Source organism: Kineococcus sp. AC630 (assembly GCF_979255925.1).
In genome coordinates this window covers 139,528-159,422 of record NZ_CEEDMJ010000004.1, presented here as the reverse complement: position 1 = coordinate 159,422, position 19,895 = coordinate 139,528, and the positions used below count along the sequence as shown (strand labels likewise).

Below are 19,895 nucleotides of genomic sequence, written 5' to 3'. Positions count from 1 at the left end.
GGACGATCGAACCGGGGCAGATCCCCTGGCCTGTGAGCGCCCCCTCAGCCACGTCGGTCGCCGCTCGACACTGACGCCGTCGCCCAGTGCTCGGCTCTCACTTCGCCTTGTCTCGTTCTTCCGCGACGCGGTGGGGAACACGGAGCAGGCGGACGGCGGTGACGAGGACGAGGCCGCCGACGACGTTGCCCAGCACCGCCCACGCGGCCGTCCTGGCCCAGTCCGCGTAGCCGAACGGTGCACCGACGTGGAGGGCGGCGAACATCAGCAGGGAGTCCAGGACGCTGTGGAGCAGTTGCGTTCCCGCCAGGAGCGCACCGAAGAGGATGGCGGGGACGAGTTTCACGCCGACGGCCTCGGTGGCGTGCTGCATGCGGGTCATGAGGGTGATGACGGCGCCGGCCAGCACGGCCAGGGCGAAGGACTCCTTGCCGACGCCGAGGTCGATGAAGTGGCGGGCGGAGTCCACCGCCGTGCTCGCGAGGTCGGGGAGGGCGGTCATGATGATCCAGGTGATGACCCATCCGGCGAGGAGGTTCGTCAGCAGGGTCGTGCCCCACAGCCGGGCGAGCTGGGCGAGGGTGCCCCGGCGGGCGACGACGGCGATCACCGGTACGAGGAAGTTCTCGGTGAACAGTTCGCTGCGGGCCAGCAGGAGTGCGACGAAGCCCACCGAGAAGGCGAGACCGGCGAGCAGGTCGTTGCCGGTCTCGTGCTTGACGACGAGGTAGGCCAGCAGACCCGTTCCGATGTCGATGCCTCCGAGGAGGCCGACGCTGAGCAGCGGCAGCAGCGGGCGGCGCAGACGGTCTTCGCCTTCTTCGACGAGGCGGTCGAAGGCGTCTTCCACCTCGTGTTCGGGTTCGTCGGGGCGGTCTGCCGCACCGGGAAGGGCTGATGCCGTCTGGTCCATGTCACGACTGTCGATGTGACGGCGAAGGCCCGCCAGCGGGAGTTCTGGCGGCTTCGACCGTGCTGGTCCCGGGAGGACGGAACGGCCGGACGTCAGGCGGAGGCAGCCACCACCTGGCCGCGACCGACGCGCTGCGAGCGAAAGGCCGGTGACAGTTCGAAACCTGCACGCTGACGGGGTTCAGCCACGTTCAGCGCTGGCGGCGAAACCCTCACGTTGCGGTGCAGCCACCGTGCCCGGTTCTCGACGACGACGACCGGAGCGGTGGTGGTCCGGGTCCGAATCCACGCGTCGTGCGACGCCGCCACCACCCGTTCGGCTCTGCTTCGACCGCCTGACCTAACTCGCTAACATTTTTCTGTTAGCGTCCAAGTCAGACGTTCATCCACGACCCCAGGAGCACCCGTGCCGATCCAGAAGCCCTCGCCCGCGCAGATCGCCGCCCTCGCCGCCGAGATCGGCTACTCCTCGATCGCCGCAGCACCGGAGGAGTACACCAAGATGATCTCGGGCATGCTCGGGGTGTACGACGCCCTCGACGCGTTCCCGGATCCGCAGGTGCTGGCCGGCCGCGACGCGGTTGAGCACACGGTCCCCTCCGCGGAGGAGGACCCCCACCACGCGTGGGAGGTCCGTGCGTCGATCCGCGGAGCCGCGGGGGGTCTCCTCGCCGGAGTTCGCCTGGGGGTCAAGGACAGCATCCTCGTGGCCGGTCTCCCGATGCGGAACGGTTCGAAGGAACTCGAGGGTTTCGTTCCGAACGCCGACGCCACGGTCGTCACCCGAGCCCTCGCCGCCGGCGCGGAGGTGGTGGGGAAGACCACCAACGAGTACTTCTGCATGTCCGGGGGCAGCCACACCGCAGCCACCGGTGTGGTGCACAACCCGCACCGGAGGGGTTTCTCCTCGGGTGGCTCCTCCAGCGGCAGCGCCGTCGCGCTCGTCACCGGCGACGCCGACATGACCCTCGGCGCCGACCAGGCCGGTTCCATCCGGATGCCGGCGTCCTGGTCCGGTGTCGTCGGCCTGAAACCGACCTACGGACTCGTCCCCTACACCGGCATCGCGACGCTCGACGGCTACTTCGACCACGTCGGCCCCATGACCCGCACGGTCGAGGACAACGCACGCTTCCTCACCGTCCTGGCCGGCTCCGACGGCATCGACCCGCGCCAGCGCGACATCTCCGTCGGCGACTACCTCACCGCCCTCGACGCAGGAGTCCGAGGACTCCGGATCGGCATCCTCACGGAAGGGTTCGGCGGCGACCACGCCGAAGCCGGCGTCGACGAGATCGTCGTCGCAGCGGCGGAAGCGTTGCGCGAGCGCGGTGCGATCGTGGACGAGGTGTCGGTGCCGCTGCACGCGCTGGCCCCCGCGCTCTGGACGGCCATCGCCATCGAGGGCATGGCCGAGACGGTCCTGCGCAACCAGGGTTTCGGGTTCGGTCGTCCTGACCACTACCCCGTCGACATGATGCAGTACCTCTTCGACCACCGTGCGGCCGCCGCGGAGCACCCCGCGAACGTGCAGTTGTTCACCCTCGTCGGCCGCTACGTCGACCAGCAGCAGGGTCGCCTGAACTACGCCAAGGCCGTCAACCGGGCCCGGACCCTCCGCGCGGCGTACGACCAGGCGCTGGAGCGCTTCGACGTCCTGATCACCCCGACCACTCCTCAGACCGCACGCCCGCTGCCGGACCCGGCGCACGGTGCCGGCGCGGCCATCGGGGCGTCGATCGAGATGTCGGCGAACACCACCCCGTTCAACATCACCCACCACCCTGCCCTCAGCGTGCCGTGCGGCACGCTGGACGGACTCCCGGTGGGCCTCCAGATCATCGGACGCCACTTCGACGAGGCCATGCTATTCCGCGTCGGTCGGGCGATCGAGCAGAACTGAGCCCTTCCGGTGCTCCGGCGCGTTCGCTCGTGATCGAGGAGCGGCTGCGCCGGCTGGACGTCACCGGTGGGATGATGGTGGAGGCCGTCGTCCCACCGGCTGTCATGTCGTCACCGGCGGAAGAGGAAGCACGTTGACCCGTTCTGACGAGATGCGAGTCTGCATCCTCGACACCGCGTTCGCGCTCCTCACCGACGGCGGTCGTGACGCGGTCACGACGCGCGCCATCACCTCGGCGCTGCACATCCAGGCCCCGACGATCTACCGGATCTTCGGGGACAAGCAGGGTGTGCTCGATGCGGTGGCCCTGCACGGGTTCTCCAACCACCTCGCCAGCTGGACCGGGTGGAAGCCGGGTTCCGATCCGGTCGAGTCGATCCGTCAGGGCTGGGACATGCACATCGAGTGGGGACTGTTGAACCCGCACGTCTACTCGATCGCCTACGGCGAACCGCACCTGGGCACGTCGACGTCGGCCGCGTCCGCGATCGACGAGATCCTGCGGGTGCAGATCCGGGAGGCGGCCAAGGAGGGCCTGCTCGCCGTCCCCGTCGAAGATGCCGTGCACGTGGTGCGGGCCGTGGGCGTGGGGGTGGTGTTCACCCTTCTCGCCATGCCGGAGGAACACCGCGACCTGCGTCTGTCGGTGCGCGGCCGCGAGTCTGCCCTCCGCACGATCCTCATTGCTCCTGACGCGAACGACGACCGCTCAGGAGCCGCCATGCAGCTCAGGCACCAGATCGCCGAGACGACAGCCCTGACCGCGAACGAGCGCGCACTCCTGGGTGATTGGCTCGACCGCCTCGCAGAGTAGGCAGCGAGCGCAGGTTGCGCCTGCTGCCCGTCCGAACCGTGGTCGCGCCTCGTCCCACGTCGCGCGAAGGACGTCTCGAGACGCACCCGGCGACCGTCGTCGCCGTGCCTCGGCGGTCCGCCGCCGGAGCAGTTCGATCCGTGGGAAACCCCTCGGTGCGGTTCGCCTCGACGGGCGTCGAACCGTTCCCGTCGTCGTTGCGTCGGAGTTCGGGGAAGGACCGGTGAGTTCGGCGCTGGAGCACGCCTCGCTCACACGCGAACCTCGGCGCCTCGGCGCCAGACCGCCGCGATGTTCAGGGTGTCCGAGATGGTGGACGTCGGGTCGCCGTCGACCAGCAGCAGGTCCGCGCGGAGGCCCTGGGCGATCCGGCCGCGGTCGGTGAGACCGAAGTGCTCGGCGGGCACCGACGTCGCAGCGGCCAGCGCGTCCGCAGGGCTGAGGCCGGCACGCACGAGCATCTGCAGTTCGTGGTGGACGCTGGCGCCGTGGGCGAGCCCGCCGAGCGAGGGGTCCGGCGCGGACGCGTCGGTGCCCACGAGGATCGGCACACCGGCGTCGTGGAGAGCTCGAACCGTGGTCAGGACGTCGTCGATCCTGCCGGCGGGGTAGTGGTCGAACGAGCTCCGGAGGGTCGTGAGCCACTGCGGGTCGAGTCGCGAGCTGACGCGGGTGTCGGTGGCGAAGTCGCCTCCGGTGGTACCGGTGATCGAGGAGTTCAGGACGACGCACGGAACGACGAAGACCCCTGCGGCCGCGATGAGATCGATGATCTCCGGCGTCGGCGCCTCGTCGACGAACAGGTGCGCGAGACCGTCGATCCCCGCCTCGAGGGCCATCCGCGTCGCACCGACGGTGAGCGTGTGGGCCAGCGTCATCATGCCGAGGCGCCGAGCTTCGGCGACGCCGGCGTTCAGCGTGGCCTGGTCGAGCATCGGAAGCCCGGGAGCGTTCGCCGTGGACCCGTCCTCGATGAGGAACTTGATGTAGTCCGATCCGGACGCGATCAGTTTCGGGATGAAGGACACGGCCTGCTCGGGCGTGGTGGAGAGCGGCATCACGACGTCGCCGAACCCTGATTCCCCCTCGCCGGGGAACGCACCCTCCGGGATGATCTCGAACGGGTGTCCGCCGGGAGGGGTGAGCCCGAAACCCGAGGACCGGACGTCAGCGAGTTCGTCGTCGGTTTCGATGTCGGCTCGTCCCGGAGCCGTGAGGACGCCACCCATCTCCAGTTCGGTGGTGACACCGAACTGCAGGGCGAGGCGGAGCGCGTCCCGGGACGAGTGCGTGTGGGCATCGATGAGTCCCGGCAGCAGGGTCTTGCCGGTCCCGTCGATCGGCACACCGGTCGCGGTGTGCGCCTGCTCGTCCGTGGACGAGGGACGGACCGAGGCGATCCGGGTCCCCTCGATCGTCACCGTCTGGTTCTCGAGGGTGTGTTCGCCGTCGAAGACGCGAACGTTCGAGATCGTCGTGGAAGCCACGTCAGTCCTGTTCTCCGGGTGGATCGCGAGTTCATCGGCGCTAACAAAATTAAGTTAGCACGCCACCAAAGAATCCGGGGCTGCGCGGAACCCTCAGCCGCAAGTTCCGACGGACCGCCGCGAAACTGTCCGGTCGTTGCGGCTGCCTCGGCCGCAGGTGCGGGGCGGGTGTGGTCGTCGGAGACGATGACTTGGTGACCGAGCACGACCACCTCGGGCGATCCGTCGCGTCGCCGTCAGCACCGGAGCGCCAGGAAACTCAACTCGACGAACGCCGCACGAGCCCGGTCCTGCTCTCGAACGAGGATCGCGAACCGACCGCCCCGCTGACGCTGCAGCCAACGATTGCGGCCTGACGCGCCAGCTGCCGGTGGTGCCTCGGTCATCGGCGGGTCAGGACGTTGCCGGCTGTCGACCTCGTCCCGAGGAACGCCCGGACCGGACGTCTCGGACCGGGGAACACCGGTGAGGGAGGGCTGGTCGTGTCGGGGTCGACACGTCACGACCAGCCCCCGGCCCACACCCGAGGGGGGCGAGGCGCGGGCCGGCCATCAGTTCATCCCGTGACCGAGACGTTGGCCACCTGACTCTTCGCGCACCGCGCCCACGACCTGGACCAGCTGGAGCTGCGGCCCGGGGTTCAGCTGCTGGACCAGGTGCAGCTCTTCCGTCCAGGCTGGGGTTCCACGGGGAAGGTGAAGCTCTGCAAGAGGTAGCCGTCGGCGGGGGTGGGGTTCAGGAACACCTGGGTGGGGGTTCCGTAGCCGGCTTCGGCGAGTACCTGGCCGTGGGTGTCGTAGGCGGTCAGGTAGGCGGAGCTGCCCCGGGTGGAGCGGTGCGCACCGGGTCGGCTGAGGACGTCGGCGGCTCTGGCCCTGGCGCGTACCTGCCAGACGTCAGGGGCCCCGGTTTCGGGGAGGTGGGTGGTGAGCTCCTTCGCCTGGAGGGCGAGGTCTGCCTGGGCCGCGTCCAGGTCTGGGACGAGTCCCACCGTGTCTGAGTCGTGGTCGAGGATGCTCGTGACGTAGCAGTCGGCGGGGATGTGGTCCGCCGAGGCCCGCAGCCATGAGAGCGCCGGTGCGGAGATGTCCTGCTGGAGTTGTCCACCGGAGAGGAACAGCAGGGGGAGGGCGGCGGCGACGGTCGTCGCGGTGCGTGTCGCGCTCGGCATGGGTGCCTCGTCGACCGTTGCGTCTCGGTGCTTGAGGGTGCCGTCCCCAGCGCGATCACGTCGGCCCCGGGGTGGCCGCGGGCCGCGCGGGCCGGGTCGCGGGGAGGAGGGCGGGGTGGGGCCGGCGAACCACGAGGACAGTCGTGGTGACGACCGCGGCCAGGGTGAGTCCGCACCCGAGGACCAGGACCACCCCCGCGGGATGGACGACGGACTGCCCCCGCCACGCCTGGACGGTGAGGAGGACCGTGGTGGCGGCGTAGACCACGGCAGCGGTGAGGCTCAGCTGCCGCCGTGTGGTGGGCGAGTCCGGTCGGGTCAGGCGCCGGCCCGCGGCGCGGGTCAGGAGGGCGAGCAGCGGGAGGACCTGCAGGGCGTGGATCCCGACGAAGTGGGCGACCCGGAAGTCGCCGCCGTTCGTGCTCCACCCCAGCAGCGGGAGGCCGGGTCCGCCGTCGGGCACACCGACGGCGTGCGCCCCGATGATCCCGGTCGGGGCGCTGAGCTGCGCCGACGTCGGGGCGGTCATGAGGAAGGCGACCCCGATGCCGCCGAGCGCGACGAGCACCCCGGCCCGCAGCGCGAGGGTCAGGGCCGGGTCCTCGAAGCGGACGAGGAAGACGGCCGCGGAGGTCACGAACGTGGCGAGGTACATGACGGTGATCGAGACGGCCATCACCGCCCAGACGGTGGCGTGCAGGCCGTTGCTGACGTTGAAGTGGCTGGTGGTGCCGGTCGCGGCCGCCCACACGATCAGCGCCTGCTCGACGACGAGGGTGACGGCGATGACCGTGCCGAGGGCACGGGTCAGCGAGCGCCACCGGGGCAGGTGGGCGATGAGCCAGGCCCAGGTGACCGTGTAGAGCAGGATCGAGAGCGAGAACTTCAGCGGTTTCGCCCAGGCCGGGGCGCCGAGGATCTCGCGCGGGTCGACGACGAGTCCGACCGCGCTGACGAACGCGCAGACGCCCATGAGGGCGGCGACGGTCATCAACGGGGGGTGCCACGCGTGGGCGCGGCGCCAGGCGGCGAGGCTCACGACACCGACGTTCACGACAGCGACGCCGTCCGGGGGCGGGCCGCGGCGAGGCTCGCGGTGATGCCGTCCACGACGGGGGTGGGGGAGACGCCGAACGTCGTCTCGTAGGCGGTCGAGTCGAAGACGTAGGGGGCGCGGTACTGGTAGCTCAGCTCCAGGGTCTCCCGGGCGGCGGTGGTGAAGAGGGCCCCGATCCGCATCGTGGTCGAGCTCATGACCCCCAGGGGGACGTCGGCCGGCGCGGTCGTGCCCGCCGCGACGTCGACGGCCGTCCGGACGTACTGCCGGCCGGTGAGGGCGGGGGCGGTGGGCAGGTGCCAGATGCGTCCCCGGGCCCGGTCGTCGGTGCCGAGGACGGTGAGGGCCCGGCCGATGTCGGGGGTGTAGGTCAGGGAGTGGGGCTGGTCGGCGTCGTAGAGCCAGGTGCTCCTGCGGCCGGCGGCGACCTTGTCGAGGACGAAGCCGTTGAAGACGCTCGTCGTGGCGCCGGGGCCGTAGAAGTCGGCGCTGCGGCCGATGGTGACGTCCACGCCGCGGGCGGCGGCCCGGGCGAGCAGGTCCAGCGCGGCGGCGCGCACCCGGCCCTTCCTGCCGCCGGGTCGGACGGGGGTGTCCTCGGTCATGGGGCCGTCGACGGGGCCGTAGGCGTAGACGTTGTCGAGGTAGACGAGGTGGGTGCCCTGCTCGGCGGCGACGGCGGCGACGTTGTCCACGACGTTGTCCAGGATCACGGGCCACTGCCGGGCCCAGACCCGGGAGGAGTAGGGCAGTCCCGCGACGAGGTAGGCGACGTCGGCCCCGCGCAGGGCCCGGCGGACGTCGTCGTGGTCGAGGAGGTCCGCGACGAGCGGGACGACCCCGTCCACGCGGGTGGGGTGCCGGCCGACGGACGTCGGGGTGTGGCCGGCGGCGACGAGGGCCCTGAGGGTCTCGCGGCCGACGACGCCGTTGCCGCCGAGGACGACGTGGGTCGATGCGGTCATGGCGTGGCTCGTTCCGTGAGGGGGTCGGGGTCGGGCTCGGAGGAGACCGGTCCTGGTGCGGCGACCGGGAAGAGGTGGTGGGTGGCGTTCTCCTGGGCGAGCCGGCGCAGGCCGGCGAGGAGCGGGTCGCCGAGGACGGTCCCGACGACCATGAGCTCGGCGACCGCGTCGCGGCCCTCGCGGTGGGTCAGGGCATGCAGGTCGGCCTCGGCCGCGGTGGCCGCGGCGTCGGCGTAGGCGTGCAGGTAGGTGTCGGGCGCGTCGAAGTCGATGGCGCGCAGTCCGTCGAGGGCGCGCGCGGCCGCGTCGTAGCCGGGGTTGTCGGCGCTGACGGCCCAGCCGCGGGCGGCGACGACGGCTTCGACGGCGCGCCGGGCGTCGTCGCTGGGGGCGGAGTCCTGGGTGCGGGGGCCGCTCATGGCGTGCTGCGCGACGCCGAAGGTCTCGGCGAGGGGGGCGGAGTCGGTGTCCAGGGCGGTGATGACGTCCTTCGTGGCGGCGACGGAGAGGTTGCCGGTCTCGAGCAGCGCGCGGATCAGTCGGACGCGCTGCACGTGGGTGTCGTCGTAGGACACCTGGTTCGGCGCGGTCCGGACGCCCGCGGGCAGCAGCCCTTCGCGTTGGTAGTACTTGACGGCGGAGAGCGGGACACCGGCTCGGTCGGCCAGAACGGATATTCGCACTATCGGATAGTAGCACTATCTGCTTTGTGCGGAACTTGGCTCGCAAGTAGGTTGCCTTCCGAGCTAGGTAGCGGCACGATCTTCTCGTGACCACCCCGGAGGATCCCGCCCAGCCGTGGCCGGCGCAGTGGCTGCGCGGAGTCCTCGACCTCGCCGTCCTCGCCGTCATCGCCCGCGAGGAGACCTACGGCTACCGCATCGGCAACGACCTGCACGACCTCGGCCTCGGCACCGTCAAGGGCGGCACCCTCTACCCCCTCCTGGCCCGCCTGGAGGAGACCGGAGCGGTGGACACCACCTGGCGCGAGGGTGAGGCCGGTCCCGGTCGCAAGTGGTACGCCGTCACCGCCGCGGGCCGCGAGCGCCTGCGACGGGAGGGGGCCCGGTGGCGCGTCTTCGCACACCTCACCAGCGGACTGGTCGGCGAAGCCGACGAACCAGCCCCCGAACCCGCCCCTCCCACCCCGCAGAACCTCGACGCAGGAGCGCAGCGATGACCGAACCCACCCGTGCCGCCGACGTCCACGCCACCGCTCACGCGTCCCCGAACGCTCGGGCGGTGGACCGCTACTGCGACGACGTGCTCCTGGCCCTGCGTCTGCGCGACGTCCCCGGGGACCGCATCGGCGCGGTCCTGGCCGAGGTCCGCGACCACCTCACCAGCAGCGGGGAGGACCCGGTCGGGTCCTTCGGGACCGCCCAGGACTACGCCGCCGCCCTCACCCCGGAACGAGCGGCAGCGTCGCGGAGCACGCAGTGGCTGGAGACGGCCCGCAACGCCGCGGGCGTCGCCGGTCTGCTGTGGGCGACCCAGGGCGCTACCGCTCTGCTGTCCGGGGAGCAGGCGGTGCTGACGGAGTTCCAGGTCGTGCCCCCCGTGCTGATCGCGCTGGTCGCCCCGCGACTGCTCGACGCCGTCGCGCAGACCCGCCGCCCGGCGCTGCTCGGCTGGGGAGCGCTCGTCACCACTGTCGTCGTCGCCCTCGCCCTCGTCCACGCCTGGACGGGTCCGCTCCTCAGCGTCCGCCTCCCGTCGGCGGGGCTGCTCGTCCCCGGTCTGGTGGTCGCGGCGGCGTGGATCGCGACCACGGCCCGCGCGGTGGACCCCGTGGTCGCTCCCCTGCAGGACGCGGTGGGCGCGCGCCGGCAGCGTCGCCGGGGCAGCGCCTCGTTCGTCGCGCTGATGCTGCTCCTGCTCGTCGTCCCCGTGGCGGTCGTCCTGGCTCTGGACCACCTCGGCTGACCGGTTCCCAACCGGGACGCGATCAAGGTGGGACCGTCCGGGGCCGATGAGTCGGGGGTGAACCGGGAAGACTGGCTGGCCCTGGCGCAGGCGAGCGTGCAGGAGGACGTCGCCCGCTCCGACGCCGTCCCGGCCCTTCCCCGACCCGTCCTCACCCTCACGACCGCCTCGACGGGTTCGACCCCCCTCCCGGCGCCGGAGGCGGCGCGGCTGGCGGCCCTGCACGAGTACGGCCTGCTCGACGCCCCCGCCGACGACGAACTCTCCGCCGTGGTCCGGGCGGCGGCGCTGGTGGCCGGGGTCCCGCACGCCACGCTCAACCTCATCGACGAGAACCGCCAGTGCCAGCTGACCACCGTCGGCTTCGACGGCGCGGACTCCGCCCGCACGGACTCCATGTGCGCGCTGCACTTCGAGGCCGGTGAGGTCGTCCACGTCCCCGACGCCTCCCGCGACCCCCGGTTCGCGCGCAACCCGTGGGTGGACGGGCGGATGGCGCACGTGCGCCTCTACGCCTCCGCCCCGCTGGTCAGCCCCACCGGTCACGCCCTGGGCTCGCTCTGCGTCTTCGACACCGTCACCGGCCGGCTCACCGAGCAGCAGCTCGGCGTCCTGCGCGACCTCGCCGGGGTCCTCGTCGCCCTCTTCGAGCGTCGCCGCCAGGCCCGGCGCGCCGTGGAGGAACGCCGCCAGGCCTTCGAGCAGCGCGAGCAGGCCGCCGAGGCCCGCGAGCTGGCGATGCTGGCGATGAACGAGTCCGAGGCGCGCTGGGAACTCAGCGAGGTCGTCGCCGAGACCATCGAGGTCGGCCTCGTCGTCGTCGACGCCGACGGGCAGGTCGGTTCCCTGAACCGGGCCATGCGCCAGTGGCAGGGCAGGCCCGCAATCCCCTCCGAAGCTCCCGCGACCTTCTTCGCCGCCGACGGGACCACCCCCCTGAGCGCCCGTGAGCTGCCGTGGCTGCGGGCCCTGCACGAGGGCGCGGTCGAGGGCGCCGAGATCGTCCTGACCGCGCCGGGGCAGCCGCGCCGCACCCTGGTGTGCTCGGGACGGGCGATGCGCCGTATGGACGGGACCCCGCTGGGAGCGGTGGTCGCCGTCAACGACGTCACCCACGCCCGGGAACGGGAGCAGGCCCTGGCCGCGGCCCACGCGGACATGGCGGCCGCGCACACGACCATCGAGGAGGCCCACGCCGCGCTGGCCCAGCACAGCCGACGGGTGCAGGCCCTCGCGGACGCCTCCCGCGCCCTGGCCGTCGCCGCGGACCCGCAGGAGTCCGTCTGCCGGTCGCTGCAGGAACTCACCGGCGCCGACGCGGCCTACCTGCTGCGCCCGGACACCCGGGACGGGATCGCGGGGTTGCGTGCGGTCGTCACCTCGGGCTTCGCCTCCGACCTCAGTTCGCGCCTCGGCGCGGGGGCCGGCGAGGGCGGTGTCTTCTACCGCGCCGCGGAGTCCTCCCTGGCCGCGATCTGCTTCGCCACCTCCACCCAGGTCTTCGTCGCCGACGTCGTCAGCGACCCCCGGACCGCCCTGCGCGTCGTCGCCTCCACCGGGGTCGTGTCCGGGCTCTGGTACCCGGTGGTGCTGTCCGGGCAGCGCACCGTGGGTGTCCTCGGGGTGTTCTGGCGGACCCCGCTGGCGGACCTGCCCGAGCACGTGCTGCCGGTGCTGCAGACCCTGTCCGGGGAGCTGGCCCACGCGCTGGAGCGCGCGGACCTCGTGCAGCGCCTGGCCTCGGCCGCGGAACGCGACAGCCTCACGGGACTGGCCAACCGCCGCCGCTGGGACGAGGCGATCACCACCGAGGTCGCCCGCGCCGCCCGCAGCGGTGAACCGTTGAGCCTGGTGCTGATCGACCTGGACCACTTCAAGGACTACAACGACACCCACGGCCACCTCGGCGGGGACGCCCTGCTGCGCGAGTTCGCCGCCGCCGCCGGCGACTGCCTGCGCGAGGTCGACACCCTGGCCCGGTGGGGCGGGGAGGAGTTCGTCGTCGCCCTGCCCGGCTGCACGGCGGAGGCCGCGGCGGTGGTGGCCGACCGCATCCGCGCCGCGGTCCCGCGACGCCAGACCTGCACCGTCGGCGTCGCGCAGTGGCAGCCCGGGCTGCTGGCCGAGGACGTCATCGCCCACGCCGACGAAGCGCTCTACCGGGGCAAGCAGAACGGGCGGAACGCCACCGTCGTCCACACCGCGGGAGTTCCGGCCGGCTCGTAGCGGCCGGAGCCGGTGTCACTCCCCGTCGAGGTGGACCCCGATGGCGGACACCCCTACAGCCCAGGGCCGCGGAGGTCGAAGGGGTGAGGGCCACCGGCATCCCGGCCACGTGGCGTGCTCAGCCAGGAGGCCCCCGTGTCCACCCCTCGTGTCGCACCGCGCCGCTCGGGCGCAGCTGCCGCGAGCGGGGTCCCGCTGACGACGGGGGCGGTGCTGCGCAGCGTCGCGTTCGCGGTCGCGTTCGGCCTCTCGGTGTTCCTGGGGCGCCTCACCCTCATGGACGGCACCAGCCTCAGCCTGGTGTGGCCCGCCGCGGGGGTGGCCGCGGCGTGGTTCTGCGCCCAACGGCGCGCCGGGACCCGCGGGCTGGACGTCGCGCTGCTGTCCGTGGCGACGTTCGTGCTGAACACCCTCACCGGTGCCGCTCCGCTGCTCGCGGCGTGCTTCGTCGCCGCGAACCTCGCCCAGGTCCTCACCTTCGCCGTCCTGTTCACCCGCTGGTGCCCGCAGGCCTGGGGCGCGGGGGGCCGTGAACCGCTCACCGGCATCGCGCAGCTGATGCGCATGCTCGCCGCCGCGGTGCTGGCCACCGGGGCCGGAGCCCTGCTGGGCCCGACGTCGGTGTGGGTGCTGACGGGGAGCTGGTCGTGGCTGACGGCCCTGGTCTGGATGACCCGCAACACCGCCAGCGTCCTGCTCCTCACGGCCGTCGCCTTCCGCGTCGGCTGCGTGCTCACCGCCCGTCGCGACGCCCGGGACGCCCGGGACGACGCCCCGCGCGTCCTGGTCCAGGTGCGCTGGCCGCGGGGGTGGCAGCTGGTGGAGCTGAGCGCCGCCCTGGTGTGCTCGACGGTGGCCTACGCGCTGATCTTCGGCCGCTACGACGGCCTGCCCATCGCCTTCCCGCTGGTGGCCCTCTCGGCCTGGGTGGCCTTGCGCTTCGACACCACCATCGTCGTGGTCCACGACCTGGCCATGGGGGTGGTGGCGGTCGTCCTCACCCTGGCCGGCAACGGCCCGTTCGCCATGATCGCCGACGACGCCACCCGGGCCGTCGTGGTGCAGCTCTACGTGGTGATGCTGGCCGTCCTGGGCTTGTCGCTGGCCATGGGTCGCGACGAGCGCGACGCTCTGCTCGCACGGATGGCCCTCTCCACCGACGCCAGCCGGGAGCTGGCCGCCGAGGCCGCCGCCCAGCGCGCGCTGGCCGAGGAGGCGCGTGCCCTGGCCGAGGAGGCCCGCCGTGAGGCGGAGCGCGCCACCGCCGAGGCCGAGGCCCGCGGGGAACTGGCCCAGGCCGTCCTGGAGTCCGTCGAGGTGGGCATCGTCGTCGCCGACGCCGACGGGCACCTCACGATGCTCAACCGCGCCGCGCAGACCTGGCACGGCCTGGACGCCGACGCCGGCCTGGACCCCGCCGAGCACGCCGGGCGCTACGACCTCTTCGCCGGCGACGGCACCACGGCCCTCGCGGCGGAGGACGTCCCCCTCGCCGAGGTCCTGCGCACCGGCGGCGTGCGGGCGGCCGAGATCGTCATCGCGCCCACCGGCCGCCCGGCGATCACCGTGACCTGCTCGGGGCGGCGCATGCACCGCGCCGACGGCAGCGCCCTGGGGGCGGTGGTGGCCATGACCGACGTCAGCGCCGACCGCGCCCTGCGCCGCGAGCTGGAAGCCACCCACCGCCAGGCCGACGAGCAGGCCACGCTGCTGCAGGCCGCCTTCGAGGCGTCGATGGTGGGCAACCTCCACCTCGCCCTCGACGGCACCGTGCTGCGCGTCAACCCCGCCGCCGCCGCCCTGGTCGGTCGCACCCCCGCGGAGCTCGTCGGTCAGGACTGGAGCCCCCACCTGCACCCCGAGGACCGCGAGGTGCGCCGTGGGGTCCTGCGCGACCTCATCGCCGACACCGCCCGCCGCGCCGCCGACACCGCGGCCCACGGTGGCGACCTCGCGTCGATCCCCGCCGCGACCGTCGACGGTGAGGTCCGCTACCTGCACCGCGACGGGCGCACCGTCCACACCCAGGCCTCGACCGTCGTGGTGTGCGACGCCGCGGGGCAGCCGGCGTACCTGGCCAGCCAGCTCCTCGACGTCAGCGACCGGGCGGCGGCCGAGGAGAGCGTGCGCCGTCAACGCGACGTCTCCACCCGCCTGCTGCGGGCGCTGAGCGACCTCGGGGAAGGCGTCCTGGTCGAGCACGGCGAGCAGATCACCTACGTCAACGACGCCATGGCGCGCCTGACCGGTCGCCGCACCCCGGGTCTGCTGGCCCTGCCGACGTCCCTGCTGCTGGTGCCGGAGGCGGAGCAGGACGCGTGGACCGCGCGCCGCGTCTCCACCCTCGGGCAGCTCGGTCCGTCCACGCCGCTGGTCACCGCCCTGCGCCGCGGCGACGGGACCGTCGTGCCGGTGGAGGTCACGACCGTGCCGCTGCCCGACGCGGGCGGGCACGCCACCCTGACCCTGGTGCGCGACCTCTCCGAGCGCCTGCGCGCCCAGAGCGCCCTGGCCGCCTCCAACGAGCAGCTGCAGGAGGCCAACCGCCTCAAGGACGACCTCGTGGCGACCCTCAGCCACGACCTCCGCCAGCCGCTGTCGACGACCATCGGGTTCGCGGAACTGCTGCTGGACGACTGGCAGGAGCTGCCCGAGGCCGACAAGCGGCACTACCTCACCCGCATCCAGAAGGCCGGACGGTGGGCCAACGACCTGCTCGAGGACATCCTCACGATGGCGCAGCTGGACGCCGGGGCACCCACCCCCCGCACCACCCGCGTCCACGTCCCGAGCCTCGTCGCCGACGTCCTCGACCGCTCCGGCCACGACGGGTCGACGGTGGACAGCACCGGCGTCCAGGACCTCACCGTCCTCGCCGACCGCGGTCACCTCGAGCAGGTGCTGACCAACCTGGTCTCCAACGCCGTCAAGTACGGCGCGACGCCGGTGCGCCTGGTCGCCCGCCGCCGCGGCGAGCTCGTCGCCCTCGACGTCGTCGACGCCGGTGCGGGAGTGCCCGAGTCCTTCGTGCCGCACCTCTTCGACCGCTTCGCCCGCGCCACCACCGGGACCGCGGTGGACAAGAAGGGCACGGGGCTGGGCCTCTACATCGCCCGCGCCCTGGCCAACGCCAACGGCGGGAACCTCACCTACCAGCCCGCCGCCGGGGGTGGCGCCCGCTTCACCCTCACCCTCAACGCCCTCACCGTGGACGCCGGGGACAGCGACGACCCGCGGCGAGCGCTGGAACAGGCGCTCGGGACATCCTGACGCGTCGGACGGCCACCTCCCACCCGCACGCCCGCGCGCCCGGGTGGGAGGTGGCACCGCTCAGACCGGGTCGCCGAAGTCCGGGACGGGCAGGCGCGCGCCGTCCTGCTTCGCCGACTCGTTGGCGACGATCCCCGGGAGGGTGAACCGGGCCGCGACCCACGCGTTGACCGGCGGGTGGACGCGGTCGCGGACGGCCACGACGAAGTCGTCGGCCAGGAAGTGGTGGGCTCCCTCGTGCCCGTTGGGGGCCCCTTCGAACTCCTTCGGCAGCCGGCTGCGGTCGTGCACCTTCGCCGTGCCGGACCGGAAGCTGCTGAGCAGCGCCGGGTCGATGTCGCTCATGTCCTCGGGGACGTCGGAGTGCTCACCGGCCCGCAGCTCGTCGCTGATGTCGATGGTGCTGCCCTTGTGGTAGTCCTCGCCGTCGGACTTCACGGTGACGACGGTGCTGGTGACGGACTGCTCCATGACCTGCTCGGTGCCGTAGAAGCGGAACCGCGACTCCGGACCGTTCCAGTACCCGACGCGACGGAACTCGTTGGTCCGCATGACCCCGCCGTCGGCGAGGGTGAAGAGCGCCGACATGTTGGAGAAGTCGTTGTCCCAGCGCGAGACCGCCTTGTCGAAGACGCCGTCGTCGCGGGTGTCGCTGATGCCGGTGCAGCTGACGCTGACGGCGTGGGTCGGCCAGGCGCCCAGCACGCCGCCGATGGCGTGGGTCGGGTAGAGCATGGGCGGGTAGCTGGCCGTCTCCTTCCAGTCCTCCCCACCGCTGTACTGGTAGGCGGCGTAGAAGCCGTTGTCCATGTCGTGGACGTAGTCGCCCTCGCCGTAGAACACCCGGCCGAACTCACCGGCCGCGATGTGCTCGCGGGCCCAGACGGTGGCGGGGTTGTAGTAGCTGGTCTCGCCCATCATGTAGACGAGCCCCGTCTCGCGGACCGCGGCCACGATGGCCTCGACGTCGTCGACGGTCGTCGCCATCGGCACCGCGGAGTAGACGTGCTTGCCGGCGGCCAGCGCCTGGCGGACCAGGGGACCGTGCGACCAGCGCTGCGTCATGATGGCGACGGCGTCCACGTCGGAGGCCAGGGCGTCCTCGAAGCTCTCGAAGGACCCGGCGAGGCCGTGGGTCTCGACGTGCTGCTGCGCCCGCTCGGGCACGACGTCGGTGACCCACACCTCTTCGACGTCGGGGTGCAGCTGCCAGAGAGCGATGAAGCTCCGGGCGAACTGGCCGGTGCCGATGACAGCGATCTTCACGAAGGACTCTCCTGTGAGCCGAGGGGACGAACGGTGAACCCCCAGGATGATCCACACCGCCGCCGGCGGCGAGGTCGGGGCGTGCGGCGCGCCGCTGCGGAGAGCACCACGACGCTCGTGGACGGACGGTGGTGGCGGTGAGCGGGTTCGCCCGGTGGTTGCCCCACGGGGCCGCGCGGCTCGCCCGGGCGCTGCGTCCGGCGCGCACCAGGCCGGTCAAGCAGACGAAGGTGGCGCGGGAGCTCAGGTACCTCGACCCGCCCGACGCGGCTCCCGCCGGGGTGCGGGAGCGGCGCTGACGGTTCCGGGCACGCCCTTCCTGCTTCGGCGTTCCCCGGCTCAGTGCGGGCGCCGCTGGTTCCCGCCGTGCACCACGAGGTACAGACCCCCGACCACCGCGCCGTACGCCCCCCAGCGCAGCGCGACGTGGTTCAGCAGCACGTCCCACGTGTCGGAGCCGCCGGGACCGGAGGGTCGGTGGGCCGCCGCGACACCGTGGAAGGCCACCCCGGCGACGGTCAGGACGACCCCCACCACGAGCAGCAGCGTCGCCCGGGCCCGGCGCCGCGGGCGGTGGTCCTCGTCGGTGCTCGCCCCCGGATCCTGACGCGAGACCCTCACCGCTCCGCCCCGTCCACCGGCGCGCCCCGCTCGACCAGACCCACGGCGTCGGCCAGCCCCAACCGCGGGTCGGCCCGGCGCAGCGCGCGCACCTGCTCCACCCGCGGAGCGTCGCCCGCACCGGCCGCAGCGAGGGTCTCGGAGACCCGCTGCGGCGACCACTGCTGCGCGGCCTGCAGGGAAGCCAGCACCCGACGACGCTTCAACGGCAGGGACAGCAGGACGATCCCGACCACCAGCGGGAGCAGCCCCTGCCCCCACTCACCCCGCACGCAGGAGCCGGCGCCGAACCCGACGAGGAGGACCCCCGCCACCGCTGCCGCCCAGCGGACCACCGTCAACGTCACCAGCGGCGACACCCTCGGCTCACCGTCTCCACGTCGGATCACGAGGCGACGCTGGCGGAGCCGCCCGGGCGCTCGCGGAGACACTCCCCGCAGCTCACCCGGGTGTCGGGCCGGCCATCGCGTTCCCCAGTTCTCCCACCCGGCAGACCACCTCACCGGTCCGCAGGCACGCCCAGACCACGGTGTCGTGATCTTGCTGGGAATCCCCGCAAGATCACGGATCAGGAGGGGGAGGTGGGGCCGTCGCCGCAGCGGAAGACCGGTCCTCGGTGGCGAAGGGCTCAGCGCGGCGAACTCGGGAAGAACCGGGCCGCGGCAGCAGCGAGGACACCTGCACGCTCATCGTCACCAGCGGTGAAGGCAGCCGTCCACAGCGTCTCGGTCGCCGCGCGGAGGGCATCGTCGTCGACGGCTTGGCGGATGACGGGCAGCGTGAAGTGCCACCCGGAGCAGTTGGCCATCCCGTCGACGACGACGAGGTGGTCGCTGACGCGCGGGTCGTCCCCGATCAGCGCCCACTCCCCGCCCTCGCGGTCGAAGGGGGCCGGCAGCGCACCGCCCCGATCGACCGCGTCCAGAGCGGCCACCACCTGCGGGAGAACGGTGAGCCCGGCGTTCTCGCACGCCCGACGCGCCGCCCAGCGCGCCACCGTGCGCTGCACCTCGGGGTCGGCCGAAGCGATCGCTTCGGCCAGGGCACGGTCGGCGTTTCCCAACGCCCACGCCTGCACCTCGAACAGCCGGGGGCTGGGCAGTTCCCCCTCCCACAACGAGCGGTACATCCAGTAGTGCTCAGGGTCGAAACCGTCCGGCACCGCCTCCTCCGCCTCCTCCAGCTCTCCGGCCGGCACACGGGGGTCGGGAACCGGGTCCTGGCCGTGACGAGCCGTGGACTCCGCCTCCAGCGCACGCAGCGCCTCCCCGGCCTCGCGGACCAGCACGTCGACGCGGTCGTCGCCGAAGACGCTGTGAGCGGCGGACAGGGTGCTCACCGCCGCGTCCAGAGCACCACCCCCCGCGGCGTGCAGGAGGGTGAACAGCGCCTGGCCGCCCTGCTCGGTGTCGGAGTGACCGTGGGCGGTGACCGTGCGCCGCGGAGCGCGATCATCAGCATCCAGCCGGGCGTACATCGCGGCAGGTTCGTCGAAGGGTGCGGGAAGCTCCTCGTCCCGGTGCAGGGCGGCCAGCCCGGCCGCGATCCAGTCCAGTCGGTCCAGGCCCGCCTCGCGGCACGCGCGCTGCGCGGCCCAGTACGCCACGGCCCGCTGGACCCCGGGTTGCGCGGCGCCCAGAGCCTCAGCCAGGTCCCGGTCGCGTTCGACCAGCCACGGCGCACCCCAGACGTCGATGAGCCGCTCGCTGGGCGGGTCGTCCCCCCACACCGCCTGGACGTGCATCGCCCTGGCCTTCACGGGGTCCTGCGTGGTGTGCCGGTAGGCCGCGATCTCGCTGCCCTGCCGCAGGACCACGTCCGGACCGGGCGCTGCGGGCCAGAACACGAGTTCGTAGGAGTCCAGGAGCGGCTCGTCCTCCATCACCACGTCTGCGGCGCTGCCGGCGTCCATGCCCTTGGCGCACAGCCGCACCCGGTAGCCGGGTTCCTCGAGGCGGAAGGTGCACACCGCGTCCGAGAGGCACCCGGCGATGCTGACGTCCGGATCGTCGGGGTGGAAGGAGACCTCGACGGCGTCCTCCCACTCCTCACCGATCGGCGGGGCCTGGTCGGTCACCAGGACACGAAGACCGACGTCGCCGGTGTGCACGCCGACCATCATGGTCAGCGCACCGGGCAGACCGGCTCCCAGGAGTCCGTTGACCTGCCCGTCGAACGCGCCGTCGTAGGTGCCGTAGGAGTCTCCCGAGGAGACGTAGGCCTGGCTGTAGGAGACGTGCATGCGTCCCTCGAACACGACGCGCACGCCGACCTCCG

General features: G+C 72.7%; 18 protein-coding genes. 8 read left to right on the top strand and 10 right to left on the bottom strand.

Translation table 11 applies throughout. The features are described 5' to 3' along the window. Positions 1 to 97 precede the first annotated feature (97 nt). Positions 98 to 913: a formate/nitrite transporter family protein gene (locus AC0I8G_RS06015; RefSeq protein ID WP_471729134.1), complete on the bottom strand. Its 816-nt coding sequence runs from the start codon at positions 911 to 913 to the stop codon at positions 98 to 100. A gap of 405 nt (positions 914 to 1,318) precedes the next feature. On the opposite strand from AC0I8G_RS06015, the gene AC0I8G_RS06010 reads away from it, so the two are divergent. Further along, entirely contained in the window at positions 1,319 to 2,815 is a 1,497-nt protein-coding gene (locus tag AC0I8G_RS06010; protein ID WP_471729133.1) for an amidase, read from the top strand. A gap of 133 nt (positions 2,816 to 2,948) precedes the next feature. Continuing rightward, positions 2,949 to 3,629: a TetR/AcrR family transcriptional regulator gene (locus AC0I8G_RS06005; RefSeq protein WP_471729132.1), complete on the top strand. Its 681-nt coding sequence runs from the start codon at positions 2,949 to 2,951 to the stop codon at positions 3,627 to 3,629. A 251-nt stretch (positions 3,630 to 3,880) separates the two neighbouring features. Here AC0I8G_RS06005 and AC0I8G_RS06000 read toward each other — a convergent pair whose 3' ends face one another. Next, complete coding sequence (locus AC0I8G_RS06000) at positions 3,881 to 5,116, bottom strand: amidohydrolase family protein (RefSeq protein ID WP_471729131.1); 1,236 nt, start codon at positions 5,114 to 5,116, stop codon at positions 3,881 to 3,883. Positions 5,117 to 5,310: 194 nt separating this feature from the next. Between AC0I8G_RS06000 and AC0I8G_RS05995 the strand changes: the two genes are divergently transcribed. Continuing rightward, positions 5,311 to 5,472, top strand: coding sequence for a hypothetical protein (locus AC0I8G_RS05995; RefSeq protein ID WP_471729130.1), 162 nt, complete (start codon positions 5,311 to 5,313; stop codon positions 5,470 to 5,472). Positions 5,473 to 5,756: 284 nt separating this feature from the next. On the opposite strand, the gene AC0I8G_RS05990 is transcribed toward AC0I8G_RS05995, so the two are convergent. From AC0I8G_RS05990 to AC0I8G_RS05975, 4 genes are read right to left on the bottom strand one after another with little or no spacing between them, the layout of a single operon-like run. Next, positions 5,757 to 6,287: a hypothetical protein gene (locus tag AC0I8G_RS05990; RefSeq protein ID WP_471729129.1), complete on the bottom strand. Its 531-nt coding sequence runs from the start codon at positions 6,285 to 6,287 to the stop codon at positions 5,757 to 5,759. A 55-nt stretch (positions 6,288 to 6,342) separates the two neighbouring features. Further along, entirely contained in the window at positions 6,343 to 7,326 is a 984-nt protein-coding gene (locus AC0I8G_RS05985) for a hypothetical protein (RefSeq protein WP_471729128.1), read from the bottom strand. Positions 7,327 to 7,337: 11 nt separating this feature from the next. Then, complete coding sequence (locus AC0I8G_RS05980) at positions 7,338 to 8,309, bottom strand: NAD-dependent epimerase/dehydratase family protein (protein ID WP_471729127.1); 972 nt, start codon at positions 8,307 to 8,309, stop codon at positions 7,338 to 7,340. Further along, the gene (locus AC0I8G_RS05975; protein ID WP_471729126.1) at positions 8,306 to 8,992 is read right to left on the bottom strand and encodes a MerR family transcriptional regulator; all 687 of its coding nucleotides are present in this window, start codon (positions 8,990 to 8,992) and stop codon (positions 8,306 to 8,308) included. Before AC0I8G_RS05975 ends, AC0I8G_RS05980 begins: the two co-directional genes overlap by 4 nt. Positions 8,993 to 9,078: 86 nt before the next feature. Between AC0I8G_RS05975 and AC0I8G_RS05970 the strand changes: the two genes are divergently transcribed. The 4 genes from AC0I8G_RS05970 (at position 9,079) to AC0I8G_RS05955 (ending at position 15,731) form a co-directional block, all read left to right on the top strand. Further along, positions 9,079 to 9,489 carry a PadR family transcriptional regulator gene (locus AC0I8G_RS05970; RefSeq protein ID WP_471729125.1) on the top strand — a complete coding sequence of 137 codons (411 nt, stop codon included), beginning with the start codon at positions 9,079 to 9,081 and terminating at the stop codon, positions 9,487 to 9,489. After that, on the top strand, positions 9,486 to 10,235 hold the full coding sequence (locus AC0I8G_RS05965) for a hypothetical protein (RefSeq protein ID WP_471729124.1): 750 nt from the start codon (positions 9,486 to 9,488) through the stop codon (positions 10,233 to 10,235). Before AC0I8G_RS05970 ends, AC0I8G_RS05965 begins: the two co-directional genes overlap by 4 nt. 57 nt (positions 10,236 to 10,292) lie before the next feature. Continuing rightward, entirely contained in the window at positions 10,293 to 12,461 is a 2,169-nt protein-coding gene (locus AC0I8G_RS05960; protein WP_471729123.1) for a sensor domain-containing diguanylate cyclase, read from the top strand. A 135-nt stretch (positions 12,462 to 12,596) separates the two neighbouring features. Then, positions 12,597 to 15,731, top strand: a complete 3,135-nt coding sequence (locus tag AC0I8G_RS05955) for a PAS domain S-box protein (RefSeq protein ID WP_471729122.1) — start codon at positions 12,597 to 12,599, stop codon at positions 15,729 to 15,731. Positions 15,732 to 15,791: 60 nt separating this feature from the next. Here AC0I8G_RS05955 and AC0I8G_RS05950 read toward each other — a convergent pair whose 3' ends face one another. After that, the gene (locus AC0I8G_RS05950) at positions 15,792 to 16,997 is read right to left on the bottom strand and encodes a Gfo/Idh/MocA family protein (RefSeq protein WP_380256918.1); all 1,206 of its coding nucleotides are present in this window, start codon (positions 16,995 to 16,997) and stop codon (positions 15,792 to 15,794) included. A 137-nt stretch (positions 16,998 to 17,134) separates the two neighbouring features. Here AC0I8G_RS05950 and AC0I8G_RS05945 point away from each other — a divergent pair, with 137 nt between their 5' ends. Next, positions 17,135 to 17,296, top strand: coding sequence for a hypothetical protein (locus AC0I8G_RS05945; protein WP_471729121.1), 162 nt, complete (start codon positions 17,135 to 17,137; stop codon positions 17,294 to 17,296). A gap of 40 nt (positions 17,297 to 17,336) precedes the next feature. Here the strand turns inward: AC0I8G_RS05945 and AC0I8G_RS05940 are convergent, their stop codons facing one another. The 3 genes from AC0I8G_RS05940 to AC0I8G_RS05930 all read right to left on the bottom strand — a co-directional run bounded on the left by AC0I8G_RS05940 (position 17,337) and on the right by AC0I8G_RS05930 (position 19,884). Next, a complete protein-coding gene (locus tag AC0I8G_RS05940; RefSeq protein ID WP_471729120.1) occupies positions 17,337 to 17,618 on the bottom strand; it encodes a hypothetical protein in 282 nt (93 codons plus the stop codon). Then, positions 17,615 to 18,007 carry a hypothetical protein gene (locus tag AC0I8G_RS05935; protein WP_471729119.1) on the bottom strand — a complete coding sequence of 131 codons (393 nt, stop codon included), beginning with the start codon at positions 18,005 to 18,007 and terminating at the stop codon, positions 17,615 to 17,617. Before AC0I8G_RS05935 ends, AC0I8G_RS05940 begins: the two co-directional genes overlap by 4 nt. Before the next feature lie 239 nt (positions 18,008 to 18,246). Further along, positions 18,247 to 19,884: a hypothetical protein gene (locus AC0I8G_RS05930; RefSeq protein ID WP_471729118.1), complete on the bottom strand. Its 1,638-nt coding sequence runs from the start codon at positions 19,882 to 19,884 to the stop codon at positions 18,247 to 18,249. Between the last annotated feature and the right edge of the window lie 11 nt (positions 19,885 to 19,895).